12 protein-coding genes are annotated in these 10,735 nt (G+C 70.7%); 8 read left to right on the top strand and 4 right to left on the bottom strand.

The genetic code is table 11. From position 1 onward, the window contains the following. The 7 genes from C1A33_RS13040 to C1A33_RS13020 form a co-directional block, all read left to right on the top strand. Positions 1–1,097, top strand: a 1,097-nt coding sequence (locus tag C1A33_RS13040; RefSeq protein WP_165818359.1) for a type IV secretory system conjugative DNA transfer family protein, incomplete at its 5' end; no start/stop codon positions are given. Beyond that, positions 1,094–1,606 (top strand): hypothetical protein, encoded by a 513-nt coding sequence (locus C1A33_RS13035; RefSeq protein WP_101831785.1) that lies wholly within the window; start codon positions 1,094–1,096, stop codon positions 1,604–1,606. The genes C1A33_RS13040 and C1A33_RS13035, both read left to right, overlap by 4 nt. A gap of 47 nt (positions 1,607–1,653) precedes the next feature. Next, on the top strand, positions 1,654–1,977 hold the full coding sequence (locus C1A33_RS37710) for a VOC family protein (RefSeq protein WP_101831784.1): 324 nt from the start codon (positions 1,654–1,656) through the stop codon (positions 1,975–1,977). A gap of 23 nt (positions 1,978–2,000) precedes the next feature. Then, positions 2,001–2,264 (top strand): hypothetical protein, encoded by a 264-nt coding sequence (locus tag C1A33_RS13025; protein ID WP_133150653.1) that lies wholly within the window; start codon positions 2,001–2,003, stop codon positions 2,262–2,264. Positions 2,265–2,281: 17 nt separating this feature from the next. Beyond that, positions 2,282–2,812, top strand: coding sequence for a hypothetical protein (locus C1A33_RS34140; RefSeq protein WP_133150652.1), 531 nt, complete (start codon positions 2,282–2,284; stop codon positions 2,810–2,812). A gap of 117 nt (positions 2,813–2,929) precedes the next feature. Beyond that, a complete protein-coding gene (locus C1A33_RS34840; RefSeq protein WP_165818358.1) occupies positions 2,930–3,238 on the top strand; it encodes a hypothetical protein in 309 nt (102 codons plus the stop codon). Next, a complete protein-coding gene (locus C1A33_RS13020) occupies positions 3,231–4,307 on the top strand; it encodes a zeta toxin family protein (protein ID WP_165818357.1) in 1,077 nt (358 codons plus the stop codon). The genes C1A33_RS34840 and C1A33_RS13020 overlap by 8 nt, the downstream gene beginning before the upstream one ends. Before the next feature lie 15 nt (positions 4,308–4,322). Here C1A33_RS13020 and C1A33_RS13015 read toward each other — a convergent pair whose 3' ends face one another. From C1A33_RS13015 to C1A33_RS13000, 4 genes are all read right to left on the bottom strand, one after another. Beyond that, positions 4,323–4,877 carry a flavoprotein gene (locus tag C1A33_RS13015; RefSeq protein ID WP_101831787.1) on the bottom strand — a complete coding sequence of 185 codons (555 nt, stop codon included), beginning with the start codon at positions 4,875–4,877 and terminating at the stop codon, positions 4,323–4,325. Between the two features lie 195 nt (positions 4,878–5,072). Then, positions 5,073–6,413, bottom strand: a complete 1,341-nt coding sequence (locus C1A33_RS13010) for an ATP-binding protein (protein ID WP_101831781.1) — start codon at positions 6,411–6,413, stop codon at positions 5,073–5,075. 386 nt (positions 6,414–6,799) lie between these two features. After that, positions 6,800–7,768 carry an esterase-like activity of phytase family protein gene (locus C1A33_RS13005; RefSeq protein WP_243407484.1) on the bottom strand — a complete coding sequence of 323 codons (969 nt, stop codon included), beginning with the start codon at positions 7,766–7,768 and terminating at the stop codon, positions 6,800–6,802. Positions 7,769–8,517: 749 nt separating this feature from the next. Next, on the bottom strand, positions 8,518–9,231 hold the full coding sequence (locus tag C1A33_RS13000) for a PaaI family thioesterase (RefSeq protein ID WP_341477223.1): 714 nt from the start codon (positions 9,229–9,231) through the stop codon (positions 8,518–8,520). A 476-nt stretch (positions 9,232–9,707) separates the two neighbouring features. On the opposite strand from C1A33_RS13000, the gene C1A33_RS12995 reads away from it, so the two are divergent. Beyond that, on the top strand, positions 9,708–10,735 hold a 1,028-nt coding region (locus C1A33_RS12995), incomplete at its 3' end, for a 4'-phosphopantetheinyl transferase family protein (RefSeq protein ID WP_165818356.1).

Genomic DNA, 10,735 nt, shown 5'->3' with positions numbered 1-10,735 from the left:
CCCCGCCCGTCGGCGAGCCGCTGCGCTGGGATCCCACCGCCGGCGCCGACGACCCCTCCACCGCCCTGCGCCGCGGCCAGGTCCTCGCCTCCTCCGCCCAGATCGGCGCCGGCACCGAGAACGGTTCCGACTGGCGGCAGGTCTCCGCCATCGTCCTCGCCGCCTACCTGCACGCCGCCGCCCTCGCCGGAGCATCCATGCGCGACGTGCTTGCCTGGTCCTCGGACCCCGCCGACCCCACCCCCGTCACCGCCATCCGCCGCGCGGGCCTGGCCACTCAGGCCTGGGCGGAATCCCTCGCCCGCTACTCCACCGAGGACCCGCGGATGCAGGCCAACATCTTCTTCGGTGTCCGCCTCGCCCTGGCCTCCCTGTGGGACCCCATCGTCCTCGACGCCGCCTGCCCGCCCGCTGGCACCGGCTTCGACCCCGCCCGGCTGCTCGCCGGAGGCACCGTCCACATCCAGGGCACCCCCGCCTCCCAGGAGACCATCGGCCCGCTCACCGCCCTGCTCGTCGACGAGATCATCGAGATCGGCCTGCAACGCGCCGCCACCTCCCCGGGCGGGCGGCTCACCCCACCCCTCGGCCTCATGCTCGACGAGGCCGCCAACATCGCCGCCCTACCCCGCCTGCCCGACCTGTTCAGCTACGGCGGCGGCTCCGGGGTGTTCCTCATGGCCGTTCTGCAGTCCCTGAACCAGGCCCGCCGCTCCTGGGGCGAACACGCGGCCAAGGCCATGTGGGACGCCGCCACCTACAAACTGATCCTGCCCGGCGTCTCCGACGTCCGCGACCTCGAGGACCTCTCCAAGACCGCCGGCGAATACGACGAACCCACCGCCTCCGTCTACACCCGCGGCGGCCTGCTCGGCGCCGCCGCCTCCGGACCCGACCAGGTCAGCACCAGCCTTCGACGCCGCCGGGTCCTCGAACCCGACGAGATCCGCAACGCCCCCCTCGGCAACGCCCTGCTCCTCCCACGCTCAGCACCCCCGACTTGGATCCGCCTCCAACAGGTCGACCGGCGCCGCGACGGCGCACAACTCCGCGCCGACCACGACGCCTACTACCCCCATGAACGGACCAGCCCATGACCGCCCCCGCCCGCGGCCAGATGGACGAACTCCTCGACGTCGTCTCCCAACTCGTCGACCGTGTGCTGGCCCTGGAAGAACAGGGCGCCCGGCGCACTACCCACAGGACGGACCGGCCCGGGACGCCGTTTCGCTGGGAGAACCTCGACCCCGACCGGCTACGCTCCACCTGGCAGGAGTTCGGCGACTGGGTGCGCTGGCTGACCGAACGCTTCCGCATCGACGACATCCCACCCTGCTGGTACCGGCACGGCGACCTCGTCGAGGAACTCACCGGACTCTGGCTTGCCTGGCAGGCCGCCTACCATGACGACCGCCCCGACGACCCCGTCCGTTGGCTCGACTGGCTCGCCCGCGCCCGGGCCCGCTTTGCCCGACGATCCCCCCGCTGCGGCGCCGGCACCCACAAGGAACACGGCGTGGGACCAATCCACGACGACAGCGACTTTGCTGCGTTCGTCGCCCGGCAAAGCACCAGAGCCACAACGGCTGCGGCGGCCGGAAGCTGAGCACCACCCCATGCGTCAGCCGTAGGGATCTCTGAGACGGAATCGCCATGAACAATGAATCGCCGCCCCTGGCTCAGATAAGCCTGCTTGTCCTTTACTGTTCCGACCTGCCGTTATCCCATGATTTCTACCGGAATCTCGGTTTGGCGTTCGAGCGTGAACGCCATGGAGCCGGTCCGGAGCACTATGCCGCGGTCCTGGCCGGGGGTGCCGTCCTCGAGCTCTACCCGGCGGGTTCCGGCCCAGCGACCGGGCGGGCCAGGGTAGGCCTGACCGTCTCCCACGCCAGCCTCGGAACTGTTTTTCCCCCAGGTGACCACGTCCTTCGTGATCCCGACGGGCGTGCCGTCGACCTGCACGTCACCCCGTGAACGCGGCTGAGAAGGAGCCCAACGTGGTCGACTACGCGGCCTTGGCCCGCTCGATCCTCGGCGAGGACATCGCCACGACGATCGAGTCATTCCCGTCCGGGGCGGTCGTGATCGACGTCCGGGCAGCCGACCGTCACGCAGCCATCGCCGGCAGGCCCGGCGCAGCGGAATGGGGGGTGTCCGTCGATCCATCCCCCGAGCAGGCGTTCACCGGCTACGAACATATCGTTGCCTCCGCCGAAGCAGCCTTCACTCTCATCCGCGACGCCTTCCGCACCAGTCGGTGACCGGGAGCAGACAGAGCATGAGTACGCCCCATCCTCTGCCTCTGCCTCTGCACGAGCGTCTGCAAATCGTCTACCACCGGTTGGATGAATTGCCGCCGCCGGCCAGCGCGCAGGAAGCACTGACTCAGCTCAACACCACCCTGGACGCCGTCGAGGACGAATACAGCGGTGTGCCCCGCGACCCCAATCCGGGGCTCAAGTTCGACGGCCGCATGTACCCACCCCGCGACGACTACATCAACCGCCAGCCCGACGGTGGTCTCGAGGCTGTCACCAAAGGCAACATCATCAAAATCGGGCCCACCGGGGAGACGACGATCCTGAGTCGGCGATCAGAAGAAGTCGTTTACTACCGGCCTGCTGCAGACCCGGTCTCAGCACCCGAGCGGAGCGTCTCCGGCCGGATCGCAGATCTGAAGCACCGGCTTGCACAGACAGCCCCCGAGCCGATGCCAGAGCAGGGACCCGTACCTCCACGCGAACATCCCTTTCCGGGTCCGGATATGGATCCGGGCGTCGGCGTGGAAGGACCAAGCCCCCTGAGCTGAGAGGCAGACAGAAAAAAGGGAGAACGTGTAGACGCCGATCCAGGACGAAAACGAGTTTGAGTCTTCGTCGATCCGCAGATCGCAGCCGCGACCAGAGCAGTAGGGGATGATGGAGACATGACCGACGAGCGGGATGGTGTTCTGGGCGGACTTGAACCGTTCGAGTGGGACGATGTTGTCGCGGCCCGCTGTGAGATCGCGGTCGAGGAGGTCAACCAGGTCGTTGGTGGCTACGCCGCCCTGTTGTGGCAGGCCCGGCACAACCGTGCCGCCTACTCGGCCACCGACGTGGCCGCGTGGGAGGCCCAGCAGACGGCCTTCATCGCCCGGCGTCGCGCGCTGCGCCCCACCGATCCCGCGTTCATCGACGAGACCCGCCAGGCCGCCGCCGAGGCACTTGCCTACCTGCGGCAGTTCCGTGGCTGAGGTCGACCGCACCCGTTATCTGCTTTCCGACGCCGACAACGAGGAGATCTTCCGCGCGGCGATCGTCCCGCGCGAGTACGGCGGCAGGCCGGCACAGGCCACCCCGGTGGTCGTCTTCGTCGCGGGGCAGACCGGCGCAGGCAAGACCAACACCTCGCTGATGGCCCGTCGCGCCCTTGACCAGCGCGGCGGCGCGATCAGCATCGACCTTGACGTGCTCAAGCCCTACCATCCGCGATACCCCGCGCTCATGGCGGCCGACGACACCACCGCCGGCGCATACACCAGTATCGACGGCCGCCGGTGGATGGAGAAGGCCCAGGAGTGGGCGATCAACGAGCGCGTCGACGTCATCATGGAGTCGGCGATGCGGCTGCCGGACGAGTTTGAGCAACCGGCGCGGCGGTTCGCCGCTGGCGGCTACCGCGTCGAGGTGCTCTTCCTCGCCGTACCCGCTGCGTGGAGTCGGCTCGGGGTCCTCGACCGGTACTGGCAGCAGGTGGCCACCCACGGTCACGGCCGACCGATCGACCCGGCCGTCCACGACGCCTCCTACGCCGGCATCCAGCGGGAGGCCCAGGCGATCGACGCCGGCACCGTTCCGGTCGACGTCACCAGCGTGGTCCTTCGAGGGAACGCCGTCATTTACCACAACAGCCGCCAACCCGACGGCAGCTGGCGTGAACCTCCGCGGGCCGCCGAAGTAGTCCACACCGAACGTACCCGGCTTTGGACACCTCAGGAGACCGCCCGGTTCACCACTGCCGCACGTCAGCTGCACGCCCATGCCAGAACCCAGGACGAACGGGAGGCGGTGGGCGCCGTCGTGGACCTCGCCCGACCGCATCTGGCGCACCCTTGGACCAGCAGCACCGCCCCCACCGCCGACCTGCTGGCCGAACCCGGCCAGACCGGGCGGCGCCTGGCTGAGATACGCGATCGGCTGGCCAGCTCCCCGCCACCAGCCCAGCCCGTCCCAAACCCGGACCCGCTGCAATCCCGGCCGGCCCATCCGGATCCGGCACCGGATACCGGACCCGACCACAATCCGGAATTCGGACCCCGGTAGGCGGTGGCGGGCGGGTCAGGGCTTCTTGGTGGCCTCCAGGGCGTCGAAGGTCTTCTGCCAGGGGAACATGGCCTTCCACGCCTCGATGTCGGGGACGTTCTCGAGGACGACGCCCTCGTAGTCGAAGATCACCTCGACGCCCCAGGAGCGCAGGGTGGCGATGTTCGCGAGGAACGCCGGGTGCTTGGCGTGGGTCGGGTTCGGCGGCAGCGCGACGATGATGGGGATACCCGAGCCGATTGTCTCGTTCAGCAGGCTGAGCGCCAGGGTGTCGGAGATACCGGTGGCAAACTTGTTGACCGTGTTGAACGTCGCCGGAGCGACCACGACCGCGTCGGGGATCGGGCGTTCCTCGTCGTCGTCCTCGACGAGGACGTACTCGCTGCGCACCGGATGCCCGCTGAGGTTCGCGAGCAGCGCGGTGTCGATGAACTTCAGTGAGGACGGAGTCGCGACGACACGGATGTCCCAGTCGGCCGTGGCCGCCTGGCGGACGAAGGCTGGGAGGTCGCCAGCGGGATATCCCCCACCGCAGACGACGATGTAGAGCGCGCGTGTTCCGACAGTCATGGTGGGGTACCCCATCTGCAGCGTGCGGAGAAGGCCGTGTCGTCGGTGCCGATCATCATTCTTACGCGGCCAGGGCCGCTACCAGGCAAAATCGCGAAAAGTAGGCACGAAACGTCCTAAAAGGTCCGATAGTGCTGATCCCGGCGGCCGGGGCCAGGGCCCACGGCGGCCGGGAACAGCGACGGGCGTGGGCCGTCAGATCCGGGTGAAGGCCTCCGCGTCGCGGCGGAACCGGTCGAGCTCGGTGAGGCTGATGGTTGGACGGGCCTGCCGCGCCGCGTCGATCAGGTCCTCGGTGCGCAGCGGCGACGCGGCGGGATCGGCGTGGCCGGGGCCGGCCGCGTCGGAGTCGGGCTTGCCGGGCTCGAAGCCGCCGTCGGTCGCCCGGTGGAAGGCCGCGGCGGCGGAGCGCTGCACGACAGCGGTGAGGTCGGCGGGGGTGAACAGGTCGGTCGCGGCGACCACCGCGTCAAGGTCGATCTTCGCCTTGTTCGCGACCCGGTCGAGCAGCCCGGCCAGCAGCACCCGCCGTCCGGTCGCGTCCGGCGGGCCGACGGGGAGCACGAGGTCGAACCGTCCGGGCCGCACGAACGCCGGGTCGAGCGCGGACACCGCGTTCGTCGCGCAGATCAGCAGCCGTCCCTGCACCCCGCGGAACAGCGGGATCGCCTTAAGCAGCTCGTTGACGACCGACTGGTTCTCCGGCCGGGTCTCCCGCGACTGCGCGATCTCGTCCACCTCGTCGATGAACACGACGACCCGCTCGACGCCCATCAGAGCGTTGATCGCCGAACGCAGCTCCGCGGCCAGCCCGCTGCCGCCCGACGCCAGCCGCGACGGCAGCAGCTCCACGAACGGCCACTCGAGGCGCGCCGCCACCGCCCGCGCGAACGACGTCTTGCCCGTCCCCGGCGGCCCGAACAGCAGCATCGCCGTCGGGATGACCACCCCATACGCCTCGGCGAGCTCGCGTTCGCGCACCGGCAGCAGCAGCCGCTTCTCGATGAGCGAGCGCTCCTCCTCCATCCCGGCGAGGTTCGACCACTCCGACGTGCTCAGCAGCGCGCCGCCCCAGCGCTCGACGGTGGACACGTCCGCCGGGCGCAGCGGGATCTGCTTGTCGTAGACCATCTGCCCGGTCGCCGCGAACCCGCGGTTGAGGAACGCCTCCTCGTCCGACTGGCCCGGCGTGATCAGCGTGGTGATCTGGCGGCAGCCGACGTGCAGCAGCTGGTTCTCGACGCTCTGCAGCAGACCCGACCCGATGCCGTGGTGCCGCCACGCCGGCGCGATCGCGACGGTGAGCACCCGGCCCCTGCCGCCCTCCTTGCGCCCGACGGCCGCCCCCACGATGTGCTCGCCGGCGATCGCGACCACCGCCGGCGACTCGGTGTCGGGCGGTTCGTGCCGCAGGGCCAGCACGGTGTCGGTCAGGTTGATCGGCGGACCGCCCGGCGAGCTGCGCACCTCCTCGAGCAGGCGCACGGTCGCCGCGTAGTCGACGGTCTCGTAGGGACGGATGTGCCAGATGGGCACGCTGGCTCCTCAAGGTCGGTCACCGACGGATCGTCACGCACGACTCTGCATCGCGGGTAGTGACGAACCCACCGGGACCGTCGGAGCTTTCTGGCGGGACCTTGGCACCGGCACCGGTTGACCTACGCCGTGTCCCTGCCCGGGGGCGCTCCCCCGGGCAGGGTCGCCACGGTGTCCGGCAGAAGCCCGAGGGCCGCGCATCGCGCCGCGAACATCCTGGTGGACGGTGGTGGACGAGGCCGCGCGGCCCGGCCGTGACGCCGCTCGCCGGCACCTTCGACGGACGGGCCTGGCATCCCCGTTCGGGCGGTCCGCGCAGCCCTCACCCGAGCCCCCACCGAGGGCCTTGGATGCCCGATCGGGCCCGCCCCTCGTCCGTCGGCGCGTCAGGGGAGGACGGCGGTGAGCCTGAGCAGGCGGGTGATCTGGGTGGGGTTGAAATTGTCGTCGCTGATGAGCAGCAGCGACGCCGGGCCGTGGCCGGCGGGGGCGGCGATGGCGAGCCCCTCGTAGTTGTCGAGCAGAGGGTTGCGCTGCGGCTCCTTGGCGGTCGCGCCGAGCGTCGGGCAGCGGACCAGGTCGGCCACCTGCTTCTTGGCGACGATGTCGCCGGCCGGGGCGGCGGACAGGTTCGCGACCCCGCTGACGTCGGGCGCCCGGTCAGCGCCGGTGACGGCGTAGAGGGTCACCGTGTTGCCTACGTCCGCCGTGAACGCCGCCTCCAGGACGACGGACCGCCCGTCGTCGTACGCCGCGACCTCGGCGATCCGGTTGCCCGCGTCGACCTGATAGCCGATCTGACGGACGAGCCGGAACCCACCCGGCGCGGCGCGGTCGGCGGTGTAGACCAGGATCCGGCGGAACCGGCCCTCACCGCCGCCCGCCGGGACGTCCCCCGACAGCGTTCCCTCCATCGCCGCGTACACGTACCGCCCGGACGGCGAGATCGACAGCCCCTCCAGCGTCGCGTTCGCGCTCGCCTCACCGGCCGGCGCGACGGCGAACCGCTTCGGCACGTCAAGCTGCGCGGCCTGCGTCCCGTCCCGGCCGAACACCCGGATCGACGGCTCGTTCTCCGAGCTGATCAGAAACCGTCCGTCGGGCAGAACCGCGATTCCCTCGCCGTCGAAGCCGTTCGCGTCGTACGGCGTGCCGTCCGGGTGGCGCAGGACGAGCATGCCCGTCACCCGCGGATGCGCCGGGTCGCGCAGAAAGAACAACCGCGCCGGATCATTGTTGCTGTGATCCTCGACGGCCACATACCCACCACCACGCCGATCAGGGGTGATTCCCGACAGCCCCCCGACCGTCACGCCGTCGAACGACACCTTGTCCAGCCCGTCACTGAACCCCACCGCCACCGCCGCCGGCGGGCAGAGCCGGCTCGACGGCCCCGACGACGCGGCAGGGCTGACGTTCGCGGGGACGGGGAAGGCGACAGCGCCCGGAGCGGTTGCCGCGGCACCCGCAGCGGTACCCGTTGCGCAGACAAGGGCCACTGCGGCCGAGGCCGCCAGAACCGTGCGACGGATTCGCGTCATGACAGTAAGTGTCCAGCTGGATCGGATCCGCGAAAGTCGGTTCACGTGAACGATCCTCAAACATCGGATGGTGGGGCGGTGGGTAGCGTGATCTCCACTCCCAGACATACCTGATCGTGCCGGACTGCGGCGCCGGAGATCGGGATCCGGAACCGGTGGCGGCGCCGGCCGGATTCCGGCCGGATTGTCGAACACGAGCGTCGGAACTTATCGACATCTGACGGGATCCACAGCTCACCCTGAAGCTGTGCGAAAAGTCGCTGTACTGGCAAGCAATGGCGCTGTACTGGCAAAAGAGGAATCCAGATGGCGGCCGCGACTCGCCGTGGCAGTGTTCTGGCAACGTCACGGCGGCCCGTGTCGCGAAATCCGGGGCAAAACGAACGGGTAGCCGCGAGTTCGCGACACGGTGCCGCTGTCCCCCGCAGGCGCCTCCCACCCACGGGAAGTCCGTCCCATCCTCGGCGCTCTGGTCGATGCCGGCAGCAGAGATGATCATGGAACGCGGTTGTTGGGTCGCTGTGCATGAGGTCGCAGGCCGGAGCCGCACTGGTCGACGAGCTTCAGGCGGAGGAGGCGGGGGTGAGCAGGCAGGTGCAGGTGCCGTGGGCGATGAGTTTGCCGTCGGTGCCGGTGACGGTGCCCTCGGCGGTGGCGGTGCGGCGGCCGACGTGGATGGTGCGGGCCTCGCAGGTGAGCAGGTCGGCGGTGAGACTCACCGAGCGGACGAAGTTCACCTTGAGTTCGAGGGTCGTGTAGTAGGTCTCGGGCGGGAGCGCGGTGTAGACGGCGCTGCCCATGGCCGTGTCCATCAGGGTGGCCAGGACTCCGCCGTGCACGGTGAACATGGCGTTCGCGGTCGCCGGTGAGGGCTGCAGGGTCCAGACCGTCCGGCCGACCTCGAGGGTGCCGAGGTGGATGCCGAGCGAGTGGCCGACGCCGACGCCCTCGCTCAGGCCCTGCTCCAGCAGGGCGCGCAGGTCGGCGATACGCCGATCGATCTCGCTGGCATCGCCCGCGTCCGTCGCCGGGGCCGAGCCCGTCACCGCGGCCACCGCGGCCACCGTGAGGTGAGCATCGGCGCCGCCGGCGGTCTCGGTTGCGGCGGCCATCTCGGCTTCGGCGGCCATCTCGGCTCCGGCGGACGAGGCCGCGCCGTTCTGGCTCGCCATCTGGTTGTGGTCCACGAACCGCACCCTTCTGTCGACGGGGCCGGCGACCTTGCCGCCGCCCGGTGGCCGGGCGAGCCGCGCCGCGGCGACCTCGGTGTCGCCCATCCCCTCGGGCCGCCCCGTGCCACGCCGTTCACGCCGGCCGGCCAGCCCCGGGGCCGGCCGGCGCGCATGGTGGTGCCGCAGCGGATGGTCGGTGCCCCGGGCAAGGAGGTCAACGCCCCGGCGGGGATTCCGATCGGTCGATTTTGATATGCCCACACGATATCCGCGGCCTCGGGCCGGTTCACGCAATCACGGAGTGTCCGGGCGGTGCGTCGGCAAACAAAGGTCGAACGGCGGCCGACCCGTCGGTGCCGGCGGCGAGAATGTCGGATGAACAGCGGGAATGGCGGCCATCACATTCTCGCCGTAAATCGCCGGGTGAGCACGTGGTGGTGGCTCATTGGGACCGGCGATGGATCGATTGAAGGATTTGTCCGTTCGTTGACCTGTCGATGCCTGATTGTCAGTCTCGAGGTGGCGGTGATGCCGCCTGGCACCGCCCGCACATCTGGTTGCCGTGTCGAGAGGGGTGCTTCATGCCGGCGTCGCGATCCGACTTCCCGGTCGCCGCCACCCGCACCATCTCCGCCGCTTCCCCCGCGCCCGACGACGTCGTGCCGGCTGGACGCCCGCCGCTGGAGTGCCATCTGCTGTCGTTCGCGGATCTGGTGCCCGCCGCGCCCGTCGGTGAGTACGGACCACCGAAGTCACTCGTCAAGCGGCTTGGGCGGCTGTTGCTGGCAACGGTCCTGGCCGAGCATCTCGGCGTGCCCTCACCGGGCGACGTCCCCCTTCGGGACAGCGCCGACGGACGGCCGGTGCTGGCGGGCGAGGCGGCGGCGGGCGCGCGGGCCGGGCTCTCCCACGACCGCGGCATGCTCGTCGTCGGCTTCCATCCCGACGGCTGCGCGGTCGACGTCGAGGACACCCCGGTGGCGCTGATCGCCGAGGTCGCCGGCCGGTTCTGCGGCGCGGACGAACGGCTGCGGCTGCCCACCGGCGCCGCCGTGCGCGGGTTGTGGTCGGCGAAGGAGGCCGTTGCCAAGTACACCGGCCTCGGGCTCCGGGCGGGGCTGCGGGAGATCACCTTCGACGGCGATCCGCAGGCCGACTGGGTCCGCTCGTGCTACCCGGGCGCCGCGTGTGCCCCACTGTGCCGGGTGGTCGCGATGCCCGGCCGGCACCTGGCGTTCGCGGTCGGCCCCGGCGGCGAGCCCGGCGTCGGTTCCGCCCCGTCAGGCGCCGTCGACGCCGTGGCCGTGGGCCGGACGCCGTGCGCTGTCGAGGTGCACCGGTGGACGCCGACGGCGTGGTCCTGGTCCGACGGCGATCCGCGTCCCGACCGGCTCGCGCGCGTGGACCTCGAGCCGGCCGGGGAGCTGGCGGACCTCGCCCGCGCGGTCGCGGCCGCCGCGCCGCCGACCCACGCCGCACCGTCCACGTCGGGCGAGCCGCCCACTCGCACCACACCGCCCACCCGCGCCACACCGCCCACTCACACCACGTCGCCCACTCGCACCACGTCGCACGGCTACACCGAGCCGCCCACCCGCACCGTACCGCC

The organism is Frankia canadensis, assembly GCF_900197875.1.
Taxonomy (GTDB): domain Bacteria; phylum Actinomycetota; class Actinomycetes; order Frankiales; family Frankiaceae; genus Frankia; species Frankia canadensis.
The sequence above is the reverse complement of the archived record's forward strand: the minus strand, read 5'-3'. Positions and strand labels throughout refer to the sequence as shown.